General features: G+C 38.6%; 20 protein-coding genes and 1 riboswitch. Of the genes, 7 read left to right on the forward strand and 13 right to left on the reverse strand.

The features are described from left to right. Positions 1-64: 64 nt before the first annotated feature. Entirely contained in the window at positions 65-1,234 is a 1,170-nt protein-coding gene (locus ABE41_RS15400; RefSeq protein WP_253805359.1) for a CapA family protein, read from the forward strand. 40 nt (positions 1,235-1,274) lie between these two features. On the opposite strand, the gene ABE41_RS21095 is transcribed toward ABE41_RS15400, so the two are convergent. The 4 genes from ABE41_RS21095 to ABE41_RS15415 all read right to left on the reverse strand — a co-directional run bounded on the left by ABE41_RS21095 (position 1,275) and on the right by ABE41_RS15415 (position 5,370). After that, the gene (locus ABE41_RS21095; RefSeq protein WP_156774286.1) at positions 1,275-1,424 is read right to left on the reverse strand and encodes a hypothetical protein; all 150 of its coding nucleotides are present in this window, start codon (positions 1,422-1,424) and stop codon (positions 1,275-1,277) included. A 539-nt stretch (positions 1,425-1,963) separates the two neighbouring features. Next, positions 1,964-3,283 (reverse strand): Na+/H+ antiporter family protein, encoded by a 1,320-nt coding sequence (locus ABE41_RS15405; protein WP_066292143.1) that lies wholly within the window; start codon positions 3,281-3,283, stop codon positions 1,964-1,966. 144 nt (positions 3,284-3,427) lie between these two features. Continuing rightward, entirely contained in the window at positions 3,428-4,915 is a 1,488-nt protein-coding gene (locus ABE41_RS15410) for a leucyl aminopeptidase (RefSeq protein ID WP_066292149.1), read from the reverse strand. 77 nt (positions 4,916-4,992) lie between these two features. After that, on the reverse strand, positions 4,993-5,370 hold the full coding sequence (locus ABE41_RS15415; protein ID WP_066292152.1) for a DUF309 domain-containing protein: 378 nt from the start codon (positions 5,368-5,370) through the stop codon (positions 4,993-4,995). A 114-nt stretch (positions 5,371-5,484) separates the two neighbouring features. Between ABE41_RS15415 and ABE41_RS15420 the strand changes: the two genes are divergently transcribed. Together ABE41_RS15420 and ABE41_RS15425 are read left to right on the forward strand one after the other, a co-directional pair. Beyond that, positions 5,485-5,967 (forward strand): divergent PAP2 family protein, encoded by a 483-nt coding sequence (locus tag ABE41_RS15420; protein WP_066292153.1) that lies wholly within the window; start codon positions 5,485-5,487, stop codon positions 5,965-5,967. A 16-nt stretch (positions 5,968-5,983) separates the two neighbouring features. Further along, positions 5,984-6,817, forward strand: coding sequence for a cobalamin-binding protein (locus tag ABE41_RS15425; RefSeq protein ID WP_066292155.1), 834 nt, complete (start codon positions 5,984-5,986; stop codon positions 6,815-6,817). Between the two features lie 44 nt (positions 6,818-6,861). On the opposite strand, the gene ABE41_RS15430 is transcribed toward ABE41_RS15425, so the two are convergent. From ABE41_RS15430 to ABE41_RS15445, 5 genes are all read right to left on the reverse strand, one after another. After that, complete coding sequence (locus ABE41_RS15430) at positions 6,862-7,545, reverse strand: 3D domain-containing protein (protein ID WP_066292157.1); 684 nt, start codon at positions 7,543-7,545, stop codon at positions 6,862-6,864. 405 nt (positions 7,546-7,950) lie between these two features. Then, positions 7,951-8,274: a YuiB family protein gene (locus ABE41_RS15435; protein ID WP_066292159.1), complete on the reverse strand. Its 324-nt coding sequence runs from the start codon at positions 8,272-8,274 to the stop codon at positions 7,951-7,953. An 80-nt stretch (positions 8,275-8,354) separates the two neighbouring features. After that, a complete protein-coding gene (locus tag ABE41_RS21270; RefSeq protein WP_172827366.1) occupies positions 8,355-8,486 on the reverse strand; it encodes a YuiA family protein in 132 nt (43 codons plus the stop codon). 149 nt (positions 8,487-8,635) lie between these two features. After that, the gene (locus ABE41_RS15440) at positions 8,636-9,115 is read right to left on the reverse strand and encodes an NUDIX domain-containing protein (RefSeq protein WP_066292161.1); all 480 of its coding nucleotides are present in this window, start codon (positions 9,113-9,115) and stop codon (positions 8,636-8,638) included. 303 nt (positions 9,116-9,418) lie between these two features. Then, positions 9,419-10,618: an NAD(P)/FAD-dependent oxidoreductase gene (locus ABE41_RS15445; RefSeq protein WP_066292163.1), complete on the reverse strand. Its 1,200-nt coding sequence runs from the start codon at positions 10,616-10,618 to the stop codon at positions 9,419-9,421. A gap of 382 nt (positions 10,619-11,000) precedes the next feature. Between ABE41_RS15445 and ABE41_RS15450 the strand changes: the two genes are divergently transcribed. The 3 genes from ABE41_RS15450 to ABE41_RS21105 all read left to right on the forward strand — a co-directional run bounded on the left by ABE41_RS15450 (position 11,001) and on the right by ABE41_RS21105 (position 12,517). Further along, complete coding sequence (locus tag ABE41_RS15450) at positions 11,001-11,981, forward strand: NAD(P)/FAD-dependent oxidoreductase (RefSeq protein ID WP_066292164.1); 981 nt, start codon at positions 11,001-11,003, stop codon at positions 11,979-11,981. A gap of 62 nt (positions 11,982-12,043) precedes the next feature. Then, a complete protein-coding gene (locus ABE41_RS21100) occupies positions 12,044-12,217 on the forward strand; it encodes a hypothetical protein (RefSeq protein ID WP_156774287.1) in 174 nt (57 codons plus the stop codon). A 138-nt stretch (positions 12,218-12,355) separates the two neighbouring features. After that, positions 12,356-12,517: a hypothetical protein gene (locus tag ABE41_RS21105; RefSeq protein WP_156774288.1), complete on the forward strand. Its 162-nt coding sequence runs from the start codon at positions 12,356-12,358 to the stop codon at positions 12,515-12,517. Between the two features lie 53 nt (positions 12,518-12,570). On the opposite strand, the gene ABE41_RS15460 is transcribed toward ABE41_RS21105, so the two are convergent. Next, a complete protein-coding gene (locus tag ABE41_RS15460; protein ID WP_066292166.1) occupies positions 12,571-12,927 on the reverse strand; it encodes a HesB/IscA family protein in 357 nt (118 codons plus the stop codon). Positions 12,928-13,006: 79 nt separating this feature from the next. Then, positions 13,007-13,186: an aspartyl-phosphate phosphatase Spo0E family protein gene (locus ABE41_RS15465; protein WP_066292170.1), complete on the reverse strand. Its 180-nt coding sequence runs from the start codon at positions 13,184-13,186 to the stop codon at positions 13,007-13,009. A 332-nt stretch (positions 13,187-13,518) separates the two neighbouring features. Between ABE41_RS15465 and mqnE the strand changes: the two genes are divergently transcribed. Further along, a complete protein-coding gene (gene mqnE / locus ABE41_RS15470; RefSeq protein ID WP_066292172.1) occupies positions 13,519-14,616 on the forward strand; it encodes an aminofutalosine synthase MqnE in 1,098 nt (365 codons plus the stop codon). Positions 14,617-14,835: 219 nt separating this feature from the next. Here mqnE and dapF read toward each other — a convergent pair whose 3' ends face one another. Both dapF and ABE41_RS15480 read right to left on the reverse strand, forming a co-directional pair. After that, on the reverse strand, positions 14,836-15,699 hold the full coding sequence (gene dapF / locus ABE41_RS15475) for a diaminopimelate epimerase (RefSeq protein ID WP_066292174.1): 864 nt from the start codon (positions 15,697-15,699) through the stop codon (positions 14,836-14,838). A gap of 17 nt (positions 15,700-15,716) precedes the next feature. Beyond that, entirely contained in the window at positions 15,717-15,959 is a 243-nt protein-coding gene (locus ABE41_RS15480) for a hypothetical protein (RefSeq protein ID WP_066292176.1), read from the reverse strand. 98 nt (positions 15,960-16,057) lie between these two features. Beyond that, positions 16,058-16,212: riboswitch (FMN riboswitch) on the forward strand. Positions 16,213-16,381 lie beyond the last annotated feature (169 nt).

Raw genomic sequence — 16,381 nt, forward strand, 5'->3', positions numbered from 1 at the left:
GGCAAAAAGACATATACTTTTCCCCTCATCTTACATTATTATAGAGCCAAGGGGGGTGTTGCTTGTGAAACGTTATTTGTGGTTTTCTGGAATAATTTCCGTTTTCTTTATTACCATTGCACTCTTATATATGTATAATAACGCAGATTTACAGGCGATAGAAGAGAAAAAGGCACCTAAACAAGAAAATACAGCCGTTCCGAAACAAACAGAACCTGAACCAGAACCAGCAGTTGAAAAGCCCGTCGAAAAAACAACAAGCCTTACACTCACAGCTGTCGGTGATATATTAATTCATGACACCGTTTATAATAAAGCCAAACAGCAATCAGGCGCATATAATTTCAATCCAAACTTTGTACCGGTAAAACCTTATCTGACACAGCCTGATATAACAATGGCTAACCAGGAGACAATGATTGGCGGTACTCAATTTGGTTTATCTTCTTACCCATCTTTTAACTCTCCTCATGAAGTTGGTGATGCATTAAAAGAAAATGGTGTTGATCTTGTAACACTAGCAAACAACCATACACTTGACCGCGGGGAAAAAATTATTCTAAGCGCGTTAAATTATTGGAACGAAATTGATGTGATGTATACAGGAGCATATGTTTCACAGGACGATCAGCAGAACATCAGACTCATGAAAAAGAACGATATTACGGTTTCCTTTTTAAGCTATACATATGGGACTAACGGAATACCTGTCCCTGCTGGGAAGGATCATCTTGTGAATTTAATCGAAGTAGAAAAAATTAAAAATGACATACAAAGAGCCAAGGATTTGTCTGATGTATCTGTGGTATCTTTGCACTTTGGCAACGAGTATGAAAGAATGCCGAATAATTTTCAAAAAGAAATTGTTAAAGTTGTCACAGAAGCAGGCGGTGACATTATCATTGGACATCATCCTCATGTCCTTCAGCCAGTTAAATGGGAAACAGCAAGTGACGGCTCAAAAACGTTTGTTGCCTATTCATTAGGGAATTTCCTATCTGGACAAAGAAGGAGTTATAAAGATATAGGCGGCATTGTTCAACTCACTATCACAAAACATGTAAAAGGAGAAGAAACAACAATCGGTCTGGCGGAACCTAAATTCCTGCCGACTTATGTAGATCGTTCTTTCGTTATCCACCCCATGAAAAATCTGCCTGAAATGAAAAAATCATATGACGAGATTAAGGCACACATGAAGCAATGGGTACCGGAACTGAATTTCTTTGAATAAAAAGCAGAAAAGCTGGCTCAGTTGTGAGCCAGCTTTTTACTTATTTTCCTTTAGAACGCGGACTTTGTGTATCTCTTTTTGGTATTTCGTCAGCAAATTTTTCATCTGAAAACTCTACGTTTGTCATACTTTCTGTCGGTGTTTGATTATTTTTTACCGCTGCATCTAAAGCATGTTTTCTTTTCGCCATGATAACATCCCTCCTTATCAGTAGGATGTGTACTTTCTGAAAAATTAAAAGGTGACACCTATATTATTGAGGCTTTTTATAATCATTGTTTTTTTTACGGTACGTGATCTTTTTACTATTACACGTTCGCCAGATGCGAAAGGGTTTTAACCCAATTGAGTCCTTGTTTCGCCCCAACAACCGCTCGTTGCACTCCGAAATCCACAAGTTTCACCCGATGACTACTCATCTTCACCCCATAAGTGTTCTTGCAGCTGAAAAAACTCGTTCGCAAGACATGCTTATTTGTGTGAGAACACTCGTTGATAAGTTGATTGGAGCGCAAGGTGCGAGACTCCTGCGGGAGCAGCGGGACAGGTGAGACCCCACAGGCGCTATGCGGCGAGGAGGCTCACCGCACGCCCCGAGGAAAGCGAGCATCCTGGAGCGGAAATCAACCACTTCCGATAGCAACAATGGTTTGCGAAAATAGCCTCATAAAAAAAGAAAAGCTGATTCCATAAAGACTTTTTATGCCTTTTTGGATCAGCTTTTTTGAGTTATAACACCATTGCGGCAATGAATCCAAATGCGATCAATGGCAAGTTGTAATGGAGAAAAGTTGGAACACATGTATCCCAAATATGATTATGCTGATTATCTACATTCAAACCAGATGTTGGTCCAAGCGTACTGTCTGAAGCTGGTGAACCTGCATCTCCTAGTGCTGCAGCTGTCCCAATCAAAGCGATGGTCGCCATTACACTAAGACCCAATTCACCTGCAAGCGGAACAAAAATCGTAGTAATAATAGGGATAGTTGAGAATGAAGAACCAATCCCCATTGTCACAAGCAGACCGATCACTAACATTAACAACACGCCGAGAGCGGTAGAGTTGCCAATAAATGCAGCACTGTCTTTTACCAATGTCTCAACTTCACCTGTTTCACGCATAACCGCAGCAAAACCAGCTGCAGAAATCATTACGAATCCGATGTATGACATCATTTTCATACCTTCCGTTAGGACGGCATCTGAAGATTTTAATTTTAATTGACCGCTAAAATATAGCAATACAATACCTGAAAGAGCACCGAAGATCATCGAATCAGTTTGCAATTGTACGAAAAGAGTTGCAGCGATTGCAAGAACTGCGGTTAGGATTGATCTTTTTGTATAAACTGCTTCTTCTGAATTGGAAGTGCCGACAACTTTATTTTCATAACTGCGAGGCTTTCGATACGTAATGAAAACAGCTATCAACAGACCTGCGATCATACCTAGCGAAGGAATCGTCATCGCTGTTGGAATTTGATCCATGTTTACTGTTAATCCGCTATCCTTCATATTTGTCTGAAGAATTTCATGAAAAATGCCTCCAAATCCTACAGGGAACCACATGTATGGTGTTATTAAACCAAATGTGATAACTGTAGCCACTAGACGTCTGTCTAGCTGAAGTTCATTCAATACATGCAGAAGCGGCGGAATGAAGATCGGAATAATGGCGATATGAACCGGGATCAGGTTTTGAGAAAAAGATGAAATCATTAATATGACAAAAAGAATAAGAACTTTTGATAGAGATTTTTTTCTCGTTTCTCCTTCTTTCCCAACAAGCAAGATGGCTTTGTTAACCATTAAAGCTGGAAGTCCCGTTCGTGACAGAGCCACAGCAAAACTTCCTAATAACGCATAACTTAGTGCAATCACTGCATTGGATCCTAATCCTTCGGTAAATACGGTTATCGTTTCAGTAAGACCCATTCCGGCGATAACACCGCCCGTAAGTGCACCTACTAGTAAAGCAACAACTACATGTATACGTAAAAGGCTTAGTACCAGCATTACTGCTACTGCTAATACCACAGCATTCATTATTATTTCCTCCTTGAAAGCTTTATTGCTTTATTTCGCTAAATCGCTAATTTGTTAAACCTTTAACAAGTTAACATGTTTGTCGTACTGTGTCAATGAAAAAAAGGGAGACTGAATCACAAAAGATTCAGCTCCCTTTTTATTTTATGCTTTAAAGTTTCTTACAAAAGTCGTCAACGTGCGGACCATTACTCCTGTTGCACCCTTTGGTCCAAGTTCTGATGCTTTTGATGAGTATGCTGTTCCAGCGATATCTAAATGTACCCAAGGTGTTTTTTCTGCAAATTCTCCTACAAATAATCCGCCTGTAATCGCATGCCCGAGTCTTCCGGTAGCGTTATTCAGATCAGCGACATCACTTGACTTCAGCATATCTTTAAATGGCTGGAAACTAGGAAGGAGCCATAATAGTTCTGCTTCATCTGATGCTGATTGTTTAATATGCTCATAGAAGTTTTCATCATTCGTTAAGGCACCTGTTGTACAATCTCCGAGAGCTACCAATACTCCCCCTGTTAATGTTGCAACGTCAACGATGAATGCTGCCCCTTGTTCTTTTGCGTATGTAATCGCATCGGCAAGAATGAGGCGTCCTTCTGCATCAGTGTTACGCACTTCGATTGTTTTTCCGCTTAATGAAGTTATAACGTCACCTGGTTTCATGGCAGATCCGTTTACAAGGTTTTCTGATGATGGAATCACAAACATTACATTAATCTCAGGCTTTAATCGGCCAATAGCTTCCATCGCACCTAGCACAGCAGCACTTCCGCCCATATCACTTTTCATCTCGTGCATGTTTAATGCAGGTTTGATCGAGTATCCGCCAGCATCAAACGTTAATCCTTTACCAACTAATGCCACAACGGAATCCCAAGTCTTTCGCCCTTGGTATTTTACTGTAATTAACTTAGGAGGCTGATCGGATCCTTGGCTTACTGCAAGAATACCTCCCATCCCCAGCTTTTCCATGTCTTCTTTTTCTAAAATTTCGTATTCCATACCGTATTCCAGTGCTACGTCGATGGCTTCAGCAGCAAGGTCTGTTGGTGTCAGCAAGTTAGCTGGCGTGTTAACTAAATCACGGGCCAGATTAATACCTTTCGCATAAGCATATCCACTTGTTAAGCCCGCTTCTGCTTCACTATTTTCCGTATAAACCGTAACTTGCTCCAACCTTTTTTGAGGTTCATTAGACTTCTTTTTATAGTTCTCAAATTGATATGCAGAAGTCCCCACCGCTTCACTAAAAGCATGTGCAAGTTTTTCCATTGATACTTGATCGCTTTTAAAGGTATCCAGCAGGATTGAAAAATGCGTTCTTTTCTCTTTTGAAATTTCTTGAACTGCTCTACCAAAGGTATTTCTCACTCTGTCATACGTAAGTTCATCTCGTTTTCCTAAACCAGCAAAATAAATACGTTTCGTACCAATCTGATTCAGCGTATTTAATTTTTTTACACTTTTTAATTTATTCGAAAGGTCTCCGTCTTTAATTAGCTCGGTAATATGACCTTGAAGTTGTTCATCTATAACAGCCATTACTCCTGAAAGTTTAGGTTCTTGAAATAAACCGACCAGTAGGACTTCTTCTTGTTCTATAGCATTCCATGGATGTTTTATTGTAAACACGTTAAAGTTCCCCCTTATAAATATACTTACTCACTCATTATACTCTTTCTTTTAGAATATTTCGAATTCACATTGTTTTATTCTGTTAAATTAATATAGTGTTTCGGAAGAACAGGCAAAGTGTGTGATGCCGTGAATGGTACTTTATCAATATGTAAAGGCATTAAATCTAGACATTGTCCAATAAAAAGAAGTACAGGATCTAAATCTAAATTCCAGAAATGAGGTTTGTAAGGTGTCAGGTAGAGTTTTGCGGCTTTCATCATCTCACGTGCACCTTTTACATTGCCGTACTCATAATGATATAAGGCAACTGTCATCTGCAGCAGGCCTTTAATAAACAAGTTGCTGCGGTCTGTAAGCCATATCGCCTCTAATAGATCATGCCCTGTATAATAGTCTCCTTCATTATATACAACAAAAAACTCGTAATACTCCTGAGGAAAAAAGTCCATCTTTAAAACCCCCATCCATGATTCATGTTACCAGAGATTGAACGCCATTCAAATCGGGTAACAACTATCTAAAATAGCCATACTATAAACCACCACAATGAGAGGGAGCCAATTATGTCTGATTTATTTTTCAACTTTCCATTAATCGCAGCATTATTAGGCGTTTTTTCTGCACAATTCTTAAAAATCCCGATCCACTTCTTTCAAACAAAAAAAATCAAATGGGATCTATTTATAAGTACCGGTGGAATGCCGAGTTCGCATTCAGCTTCTGTAACATCGCTAGCGACTGCAATAGGAGCCATGCATGGTATTGGTTCTTCTCTTTTTGCTATTGCAGCAATGTTTGCCATTATTGTAATGTATGATGCAAAAGGTATACGATGGCATGCAGGAGAACAAGCTGCCGTATTGAATGATTTAGTAGAAGAATTCAGGGATCACGTTAAGAAGTCTAATAAAAAATTTGAACAGAAAGATGTTGAAGAGCAAAGAAAAGAGTTAAAAGAGCTTTTAGGACATAGCCCTAAAGAAGTGTTCTTTGGCGGGCTGCTAGGAATAACACAAACATTAATTCTATCGTGGCTCTTTTTATAATAGGAGGTACTTTGTTTTGAAACTGGTCTCAATTTGCCCGAGTAATACAGAGCTTCTTCATTTCTTAGGAGCAGCTCCCGATCTGATCGGAATCGACGACTTTTCGGACTGGCCATCAGAGGTGGAGCGACTGCCCCGATTAGGTCCTGACTTATCAATTGATATGAACAAGCTTGAAGCTTTAGAGCCAGATTTAGTTTTAGCTAGTTTAAGTGTACCCGGAATGGAAAAAAACATAGAAGAATTGATCAAGCGAAACATTCCACACGTCATTTACGATCCTCAGTCTCTAACAGACATCCAGAACGACTTGCTGGATTTAGGAAAAAGGATTAACAGATTATATGAGGCTGAGCGAATAGTGAATTGGATGAAAGATGAAATAAATGAATATATGAGAATAAGCGATTCTTTAAATGAACGTAAAAAAGTCTATTTTGAATGGTGGCCAAAACCTGTTTTCACACCAGGAAAGATAAATTGGCTAACTGAGATCTCACGTCTTGCAGGCGGTATGAATGTTTTTGAAGATGTAGAACTCGCAAGTGTCCAAACAACATGGGAAGATGTTGTAGACCGCAAACCTGATCTGATTGGCATGGTATGGGTTGGTGTAAAGACGGATAAAATGCATCCTTCTCATATAATGAAGAGAGAAGGATGGGATATATTGAACGCTCATCAAACTGAAATTGTCAAGCTTGAGGAATCCCTATTTTGCCGTCCTTCACCGCGTTTAATCTTCGGTCTAAAAAGACTTGCTGCACTTATTCATCCTGAAGAATATCCTGCTTTTTTACCTGAGCAAGAAGAAAATGATATGAAAGAGCTTCAAGTTATCATTAGATGACCTGAAGCTCTTTTTTGGTTATGTAGCTTATATTAATATTAATATTAATATATAAGCTGCTGTCTGAACACTTGCATCGACTTTTCTTCGTTCAATGCCTTAAGTTCTGTTTCGGTTATATCGCCATCACCGCGCTGCACTACATACACATTAATGGTTTTCTTGCCCCATTTTTCATATACTTCTTCTATTGTATTGTAATAGAGATCAATTCTATGCCCTTTAATAGCAGATCCAGTATCAGCAACAACACCATAGCCGTACCCTGGAACCCATAGAACGGTGCCTATCGGAAAAACTTTTGTATCCGCGGCAATTGTTGAATATAAATCCCTTTTTACCTTTACTCCAGATTTCGTTATTCCATATGCAGGATGTGTCTTTTCTTTACCTGTACTTTCTTTACCAGCAGTATAACCCGTCGCAGTTACACTTACCGCCGGATATTTCGTGAAATCAATCGTATCCTCTATCGACTTTGGAGGTTTTACCTCAGCAGAAGAAAGCATCATGTTTGGAGCATAAAATGACGGCATTGATTTTAAGGTTTGTGACAAAGTTTTTAAAGCAGCATCTACGATTGGGATGTCACTAGCCTGCTTTTCATCCAGCCAGCTAGCGATATCGTCTGCTTGAACCCCGGAAACAGAACGAAACGTGGTAAAAATAGCACAAACAAATAAAATAGTCAGCATTGTTCTTTTTGCAATTTTTCTTAATTTAAGCAAAAAATGTCCACTCCTCTCCTTTCTATTCCTTCCCATTCATGAAAAAATGTATACGGATTAGTTGTTTTGTTAGAAACAAGAAGAGATTACGATGGACAGATCTGCAGCAGATAAGATAATGTCATTTTCGGTGAACGAAACTATCTTTTTTCCGATACCCCTCAAGGTATTAAAGAGAAAATTCCCACGGTAAATGGAATTAATCGCACGTTAATTAACTTTTTTCTCACGTTAATTGAAATAATCCCACGTTAATTAAAAAATAACCACGAGTCGACAAACATGGACAATTTTCGCCACGCGGATACCCCTCCCACAAAAAAAGCTCCGGGGAAAGCAGCCACATCCAATAGCAACTAAGTTTGCGCAAACAGCCCAAAAAAAGACTCCCCAGAGGAGAGTCTTTTAAAACATCTGATAACCGCGGACACGAAGCATCTTGATCGCAATACCTGCTAAAATAGCACCGATCAGTCCGAAAGTTAATATTGTTATATCTGAAGGAGATAAGTTTACTAAATCATTCCCAAGCTTTTGAAAACTTGAACCTGGCTTAGTAAAATACTCAAAAAATCTTATATCATCCACAATCATAACGACGACTAGAGGATAAAGAATAACCATAAACCATGTAGCGCGTAGAAGCATATTAAACAAAAAGCCTATTCCAAAAAAGAGAACCATGAAAAGCAGCATTGAAATAAAAAACTGTGGTAAAAGCAAATCCATGATGTTGACACCCCCATATATCTGTCGTTAGTTTACTAAATGGGGGGATTTACGTCAATTACATTGAGAGCGTTACCTCGTTAAGCTCTTTTCTTTCCGCTTCCGCAGCATTCTACACACGTTTCAGAACCTCCAAGCAACAGCTGGAAATATCCTTTACCATCACAATATTGACATTGATCATGTTTTTTCTGAACCGCATGTTTTCTCATGTTGTAACACTCCCTTGTTTTTAGTTTAAATTTTCAGATAATAATAACAAGGAATCAAGGGATTGAAAAACCTGTTTTAAGGCTAAATAACCTGATGTAAGCGTAAACATTGAGCACAATCTTAAATTATCAGAATATTTCGTACATTTTTATCTACAATCAAAAATTTTATATGAAGTGTATCCAAATATATCCCCTGGATTAATTTTATCCTCGAGATGCTTAGTTTTTTGATTCATAAAATAATGAACCATTAAGGAAGTGGCTGGGTCTTCCTTGAGCTCTTCAGGGGTCAAAAATGCAGCTCTTTCTATTTCATTTTCATCAGCAATTACAGCCCCGCTCTTCTTTTTCAATAAAAAAACAATCATATTATCACTGATGGTTTCTTTGATTACGCCTGAACGAATGCCTAGTACTGAAACCACTTCTCCCAAAATACCAGTCTCTTCAAAGACTTCTCTTACTGCTGCTTCATCAACGGTTTCTCCTGCATCAACAAATCCTGCCGGAATGGACCATTTGCCTTTTAATCCGCCATATTTCTTCTTCACGACGAGCCATTTCCCATCATCTATTAAAAGGCCAGCAGCTGCAAGCCAAATCTTTCCTCTATCTTTTTTAGTCATCAGCTTGATCGCCCTTTCTTTTTAAGCTGTATTCTTAAGAATTTTTTCTTTTCATTTGAATTTGCCTTCATTGATAAGTTGATAGGAGTGCAAGGTGCGAGACTCCAGCGGGATCAGCGTGCCAGGTGAGATTCCTAATGGCGCATAGCGCTGAGGAGGCTCACCGCACACCCCGCGGAAAGCGAGCATCCTGTAACGGAAATCAACCACTTTCAAAAGCATCAAAGATTTTGAAAACAGTTTTTTTATTATATAAAAAAGAACAGAAGCATTAGCTCCTGTTCTTAGTTTACACGATTCGATTTAGAAAAGTTTTAATTTACCTTTTTTAATAACCATTGGTACCCCGCCAAGTAAAAATAGGTAACGGTTATCGATTACTTTTTTCATTGCAGATGCAGTAGCACCGAACAATTTCTTGTTTCCTACTTTACCGATCGCTTCACCTTTACCAAGTGATGCAACCGTACCTTTAATGTCAGGTTTGAATTCTTCAAGCTTTCCGCCATTCATCAACGCTTTGATGTTGCGGCCGATTGTATAAGCTTGCTGAATTGCGATTTGTGCAGTTGGAGGATATGGACGGTTTGCTTCTTCGTCAATGATAAGCGCGCAATCCCCTGCAACGAAGATGTAATCAAACCCTGGCATACGAAGATCCTTATCAACTTTCACACGTCCGCGCATTGTTTCGAATCCAGCTTCTTCTACTAGATGGTTACCGCGAACTCCGCCTGTCCAAACGATTGTGTTTGCTTTGATCTCTTCACCATTCGCAAGAACAACTCCGTCTGTATTACACTCTTTAATCGGAGTGTTAACAAGGAATTCAATTCCGCGGCGCTCAAGGTTGTTGATTGCATACTCAACAAGCTCTTCATCAAATCCAGGAAGTACTGTTGGAGCAGCCTCGATATTTACGATACGCACTTTTTCACGAGGAATATCATACTCACGGCAAAGTTCAGGAACACGGTCAGCAAGTTCACCTACGAATTCAATACCTGTAAATCCAGCTCCACCTACTACGATTGTAATAAGCTCGTCTTTTTGACCTTCGTTATTATAACGAGCAAAAGAATAATCGATATGCTCACGGATTTTACGTACTGAGTTAATGCTGCGGATGCTGAATGCATTTTCTTTAAGACCTTGGATTCCGAAAGTTTCTGGATCTGATCCTAGAGCAATAACTAAATAGTCATATGTTAACTCTTGGTTTTCTAGAATAACACGCTTTTCATCTTTTTTAATTTCTACAACAGTATCTTGTACAAAGTTCACTTTGTTCATATCAATGATGTTGTCGATCATGATACGCGTTTTATCGTGATGCAAAGTACCTGCTGCATTTTCGTGAAGCCATGTTGTTTGGTAATGATAGTTATGTTTGTTTACCAGTGTTACTTCTGCTTCATCTGATCCTAATTCTTTCTGTAAACGAACAGCTGACATGATTCCGCCATATCCGCCGCCTAGAATAAGTATTTTTGGCTTACTCATAAATTTCACTTCCAGTTCTCATTTTTTTTAGTTTGACCTTTTCATTCATTAAATATGAAGAAAAGGAATAGATTGTGATATATTTCACGTAATAAGACATAAATAAATCCAAAAAAAAATGTTCGAAATATCGACATCTTTTATTCATACAAACTCATCTTATTCCTTTTTTCTTGTTTTTTCAACCTTTTTTTCGTTATGATTAATATTCAATTCTATTGTGGATTGTTGTCTTTTTGAGTATCATTCAATGCCAAAATATACTAGTAAAAAAAGAGGACTTTTTGCCTTCATAAAGAATGTTTAGTGGGAGATAGCAAAAAGTTCTGGTCAGAACATATTACATGTTCATCAGTCATAGAAAACAGAAGAGGTGAAAGTGATGGCAAAAGAAATTTACGATATTACGATTATTGGTGGAGGTCCATCTGGATTATTTGCTGCATTCTACGGCGGCATGCGTCAAATGAAAGTTAAGATTATTGAAAGTATGCCGCAGCTCGGCGGACAGCTTTCTGCATTATACCCTGAAAAATACATATACGATGTTGCCGGTTTCCCAAAAGTTCTGGCTCAAGACCTTGTTAACAACTTAAAAGAGCAGGCTATGCAATTTAATCCTGAAGTTGTCTTAGAAGAGTCTGTTCAGAACGTTGAAAAAAATGAAGAAGAGATTTTTGAATTAACTACCGATAAAACGGTTCATTATAGTAAAGCAGTTCTGATTACAGCCGGTGTTGGTGCTTTCCAGCCACGCCGATTAGAGTTAGCTTCTGCACAACAATATGAAGGTAAAAACCTGCACTATTTCGTGGATGATCTCCAAGCATTTGCAGGCAAGAGAGTTCTGGTTTGCGGCGGCGGAGATTCAGCTCTGGACTGGTCGTTAATGCTCGAGCCAATCTCACCAGAAGTGACACTGACTCACAGACGTGACAAGTTCCGAGCACATGAGCACAGTGTTGAACAATTAATGAATTCTAAGGTTGTTGTTAAGACTCCATATCAAATAACCGAATTGATTGGTGACGGTGAAAACATTTCAGCAGTCGTTTTAGAAAACGGAGACTTAAAAGAAACAATTGATGTGGATGCAGTTATCGTTAACTACGGATTCATTTCTTCTCTCGGTCCAATTAAAACTTGGGGTCTCGATATCCAAAAGAATTCGATTGTGGTTAATTCTAAGATGGAAACAAACATTAAAGGAATTTATGCTGCGGGTGATGTATGTACGTATAACGGCAAAGTAAAGCTGATCGCTTCTGGTTTCGGGGAAGCGCCAACTGCAGTAAACAACGCGAAAACATATATCGATCCTAATGCAAAAACACAGCCTATGCACAGCACAAGTTTATTTTAAAAATCCGAAAGGCGCCAGGTTCTGGTGCCTTTTCTACATATGTAATGAAGGAGTGAAATTAATTGAATAGACAATTCACTGAAGAAGAGATGCATGCTGCTGATTGTTTGCAGGAAATTCAAAGAATTATAAGCCAGCTTCACATAACTGATGAATCCTTTTTAGAGGAAACGAAAGTTCAAGTCCCTCGTTTAAAAGGACTTTTAAGCGAACTGGAAAAATACACCTTGGAATAATTTCCTTCTGGATTAAGGAGTCATTCTTTGTTATTATAGTTTGTGAGGCGGACAAGTGCCGCTGACCAATCAGTTTTTTCACCCGGTGTTGGCGCGCCGGGTTTTCTTATACCCTTTTTTAGATAAGGAGATAAATCCATGGAAATGAACTTGATTTTCGGTATCGTGTTCTTTATTTTAGGAACTGTTTTAATGCCCCTTGGTTTAAAACAGACAAGCAAGCAAAACAAAATGCTGCTTATAGGTGCATCCGTTTTTTCGGATTTAATAGGTCTCGCGTTAATATTTAAACTTGTATAAAAATACATAACAAAACCTCCTGAACAAAATGTTCAGGAGGTTTTGTCGTATTGTTAGCATTCCTCAGGACTACCGGCATTTGTTGCTGTACGGAATGATGATCCGCAGCCGCACGAAGCGATGGCATTTGGATTTGTAATCGTAAATCCTCCGCCCATCATATTTTGTTTAAAATCAATAACAGTGCCTTTTAACACTTTGGCACTTTCTTCATCTACAACGACGCGGATACCTTCAATCATTTCTTCTTGGTCGGAGTCGGCAAGGTCACTATCGAATCCCATTCCGTATGATAGCCCTGTACATCCTCCGCCTTTTACAGCAACACGAAGAAATTGGTTTTTATCTTCTTCATCAGCCAGCATTTCCTTGATTCTGCTTGCTGCACTTTCAGTAATTTCAATGATCATTCATTTTCACTCCTTTTAAAAGGATTATGACTTTAGTATACCGTTTCCGATATAAGCTCTCAAGGTATCGGCTTTGGTACTATTTTTCGTTAAGCTGCAACTGCATAATTTTATTATGAGTTTCATCAATTTTTTTACTATATTTTAAAACCATAGGATGCTGTATTCCAAAAGTATTTGCTGTTTGTATCATCTTATTTCGCAGACTTTCTAATTGTTCTATTTTTTCTAGTCTAGCGGCAGCTGATGTGGCTTTCATTTTCGTCACTCCACTCTTATATTTAAGACAAGTAAGGTATATCTATTTTACAGTTATTTCAATTAATAGACAATAAACCCTTAATAAAAAAACTATTTTTTTGTATTGGAAAGTTTTTATAAAAGTGACTTCCTTGTCCAAATGTATGATTAGGCTTATAATGAAAAAAGCATCTTAATGCCTGAATAGGCTTGTTTTTTAGATTATCTTTTAATTCCTTATTTTACATAGTATTCGTAAAGTCTTTGTAAAAGGAGAGCATAGTCTCTGCGAAGATCCAAAAATTTAAAAATCATCCGAACATTTCGCTAGAAAATTAGGGGGATAAAAACATGGCAAATATTTTAACGTTCGATACTCGAATGGAAGCAATTGCAGAGAAAGTTAAACATGGTGAACGTCTTACAATAGAAGATGGTTTGTATCTATATGAAACTGACGATTTGTTATCTGTAGCGTCACTCGCAAATGAAGTGAACCGTCAAAAAAACGGAGATCATGTCTATTTCATCGAAAACCTTTATATCAATCCAACAAACGTTTGTGAAGCGACTTGCAGCTTCTGCGGATTCAAACGCAAGCCTGGAGAAGAAGGCGCCTATACAATGAATGATGAACAACTTTTAGAGTATGTTCAAAAACGCTGGAATGACAATATCCGTGAGTTCCACATCGTTGGCGGACACAATCACGAAGTTCCATTTGATTACTATTTAAATACGGTCAGCACATTGAAAAAGCACTATCCTCAAGTAACTGTAAAAGCATATACTGGGGCTGAAATTGAATTCTTCTCTAGAATTGCTGGTATTTCAATGAAAGAAGCATTGCAGGAGCTTATCAAAGCCGGCCTTGATACGATGCCAGGCGGAGGAGCTGAAATCCTTACTGAACGATATCGTCTGAAAATGAGTCCTGACAAAGCTTCAACTGATCAATGGCTTGAAGCCCATGAAATTGCACATGGATTAGGACTGAAGACACACGCAACTATGTTATACGGTTCTATTGAAACAAAAGAAGAGCGCCTGATTCATATGGATCGCCTGCGCCAGCTTCAAGACGTAACGAACGGTTTCATGGTATTCATTCCGCTTGCTATGCAGCCTCGTACACAATCGATGGGCTTAACGAGAAGAACATCTGCTTTTGATGATATGAGAACGATGGCAATTAGCCGTCTCATGCTGGATAACTTTGACCACATTAAAGCGTATTGGATCAATATCGGCGTACAGCTTACACAAATGGCTCTTACCTTTGGATCAGATGATATCCATGGAACACTGATCGAAGAACGCATCTCACATGCTGTTGGTGCTTTAACATCGGCTGGTATTACTCGTAAAGAACTCGTTCACTTAATAAAAACGGCAAATAAAGTGCCAGTTGAACGTGATACATTCTATAACATCATCCAAAAATATTAATTAATGAAGAAAGCCCGACTACATTTATTTGTAGTCGGGCTTATTATTTAGCATTAGCTGTCTTTTACGGTACGTGTTTTTTTATTTATTACACGTTTGCTCATTGTTGGCCGGTTTTCGCTCAAAATATACGATCTTCGCTCAGACTATGCGGATTATCGCTCAAAATTTTCGTTCTACGCTCAAACAAGGTCTATTTTCGCTCAGACTGTCATTGTCCTATTTTAAAAGGTATTCACCTGTACAGATGACTTCTGCTGGACCTGTCATTAACACATCCCCGTCATTCTGCCAATTAATAATTAGGTCACCACCAGCCAAATGAACGGTAATATCAGTATTTTTTTCAGATTTCCCGTTTAAAATAGCTGCTACTGCAGCTGCACATGCTCCTGTGCCACAAGCTTGTGTGATTCCGGAACCTCTTTCCCAAACTCTAAAGTGCATCTCATTTTCGGAAATGCTCTCTACGAACTCTGCATTTACCCAATCAGGAAACATGGCATCCTTCTCAATTACTGGACCGAGCGAGTGTAATGGCGCTTCATTTATGTTATCAACAAAGAAAATTGCATGGGGATTTCCCATGGATACGGCTGTCATATACATTGTATGATCACTAAAAGTAACACGCTCATTTATTACGTGGTCTTTTCCAGAAAATCCTTTTACGGGAATTTGCTCCGGCTGGAGAATCGGATTTCCCATGTTAACTGTAACTAAAGATACATTATTTTGATCATTTAAGGAGACCTTCGCTGTGACGAGTCCCCCAAGCGTTTCAATTTGGAATTCCTCTTCCTCAACAATGCCATTTTCATAAGCATATTTAGCCACACAGCGGAGACCGTTACCGCAGTTTTTTGCTTCTGAACCATCGTTATTAAATATCCTCATTTTAACCGGTGCTTTTTCACTCGGACAAATTAAAATCATCCCGTCTGACCCGATTCCTGTATAAGGATTTGATACCGCAACAGCAAGATCTGCCAGGTCAGCTTCTGCAATTGTTTCCTCAAACATGTTCACATAGATATAATTATTTCCGAGTCCATGCATTTTTGTGAATTTCAGCTTCTTCATGATTTATTTAAAGCTCCTTATTGTTGACCTCTTAATTTTTCATCTGTATAAAAATAATCGTCATCAGCATTAAGTATTGTAAGCTTTCCGTGACAGCACGGCATGATCAACCGCTGCTTTACGCCTTCTTTTGCAAGCTCCATCTGCTCTTCTTTAAAACTTGTAAGCACGTTGTCACTTTTACAAAAAGGACACTCGGCGATATAGATGTCATTCATCATTCGTTCATAAGGCCATGTATATTCAAAGGTTATTTTCATGTGATTCATCCTCTATTTGGAAGGTGTGATAATTGCATTATCATTCACAATTAACATTTTTTAAAGTATAATAGGTCATGTAACAAAATACAATAGCGATCCATCTTCGGGGCAGGGTGAAATTCCCGACCGGCGGTAATTGAAGATTCCCTCTTCATCAGCCCGTGAGCGGAAAAATTCAGCAATGAATTTTTCATGCTGATCTGGTGTAACTCCAGAGCCGACAGTATAGTCTGGATGGGAGAAGATGTTGGTACAGCGGTTCATTTTATAAAATTGAACCCTTTGTTTAAGTACGCATTTTAAACTCTAAAATGCTTCTTTCTCATGCTGTTCTTCATACACTAACTCCCTTAGACCATTTTTTTGGCTAAGGTTTTTTTGTGTGATACAGGCTGTGCTGCATTTGAAATCATTAGATG

Origin of the sequence: Fictibacillus arsenicus (genome assembly GCF_001642935.1) — a bacterium.
In the GTDB taxonomy this organism is placed as follows: Bacteria; Bacillota; Bacilli; order Bacillales; family Fictibacillaceae; genus Fictibacillus; species Fictibacillus arsenicus_B.

What these genes read in the sequence shown, in the direction of transcription:
- ABE41_RS15420 (WP_066292153.1), top strand. Translation starts at nt 5,485, where the DNA reads ATGTCTGATTTATTTTTCAACTTTCCATTAATCGCAGCATTATTAGGC.
- ABE41_RS15450 (WP_066292164.1), top strand. Translation starts at nt 11,001, where the DNA reads ATGGCAAAAGAAATTTACGATATTACGATTATTGGTGGAGGTCCATCT.
- ABE41_RS21095 (WP_156774286.1), bottom strand. Translation starts at nt 1,424, where the DNA reads ATGGCGAAAAGAAAACATGCTTTAGATGCAGCGGTAAAAAATAATCAA.
- ABE41_RS15445 (WP_066292163.1), bottom strand. Translation starts at nt 10,618, where the DNA reads ATGAGTAAGCCAAAAATACTTATTCTAGGCGGCGGATATGGCGGAATC.
- ABE41_RS15440 (WP_066292161.1), bottom strand. Translation starts at nt 9,115, where the DNA reads ATGACTAAAAAAGATAGAGGAAAGATTTGGCTTGCAGCTGCTGGCCTT.
- mqnE (WP_066292172.1), top strand. Translation starts at nt 13,519, where the DNA reads ATGGCAAATATTTTAACGTTCGATACTCGAATGGAAGCAATTGCAGAG.
- ABE41_RS15465 (WP_066292170.1), bottom strand. Translation starts at nt 13,186, where the DNA reads ATGAAAGCCACATCAGCTGCCGCTAGACTAGAAAAAATAGAACAATTA.
- dapF (WP_066292174.1), bottom strand. Translation starts at nt 15,699, where the DNA reads ATGAAGAAGCTGAAATTCACAAAAATGCATGGACTCGGAAATAATTAT.
- ABE41_RS15435 (WP_066292159.1), bottom strand. Translation starts at nt 8,274, where the DNA reads ATGGATTTGCTTTTACCACAGTTTTTTATTTCAATGCTGCTTTTCATG.
- ABE41_RS15415 (WP_066292152.1), bottom strand. Translation starts at nt 5,370, where the DNA reads ATGGACTTTTTTCCTCAGGAGTATTACGAGTTTTTTGTTGTATATAAT.
- ABE41_RS21105 (WP_156774288.1), top strand. Translation starts at nt 12,356, where the DNA reads ATGGAAATGAACTTGATTTTCGGTATCGTGTTCTTTATTTTAGGAACT.
- ABE41_RS15405 (WP_066292143.1), bottom strand. Translation starts at nt 3,283, where the DNA reads ATGAATGCTGTGGTATTAGCAGTAGCAGTAATGCTGGTACTAAGCCTT.
- ABE41_RS15480 (WP_066292176.1), bottom strand. Translation starts at nt 15,959, where the DNA reads ATGAAAATAACCTTTGAATATACATGGCCTTATGAACGAATGATGAAT.
- ABE41_RS21270 (WP_172827366.1), bottom strand. Translation starts at nt 8,486, where the DNA reads ATGAGAAAACATGCGGTTCAGAAAAAACATGATCAATGTCAATATTGT.
- ABE41_RS15460 (WP_066292166.1), bottom strand. Translation starts at nt 12,927, where the DNA reads ATGATCATTGAAATTACTGAAAGTGCAGCAAGCAGAATCAAGGAAATG.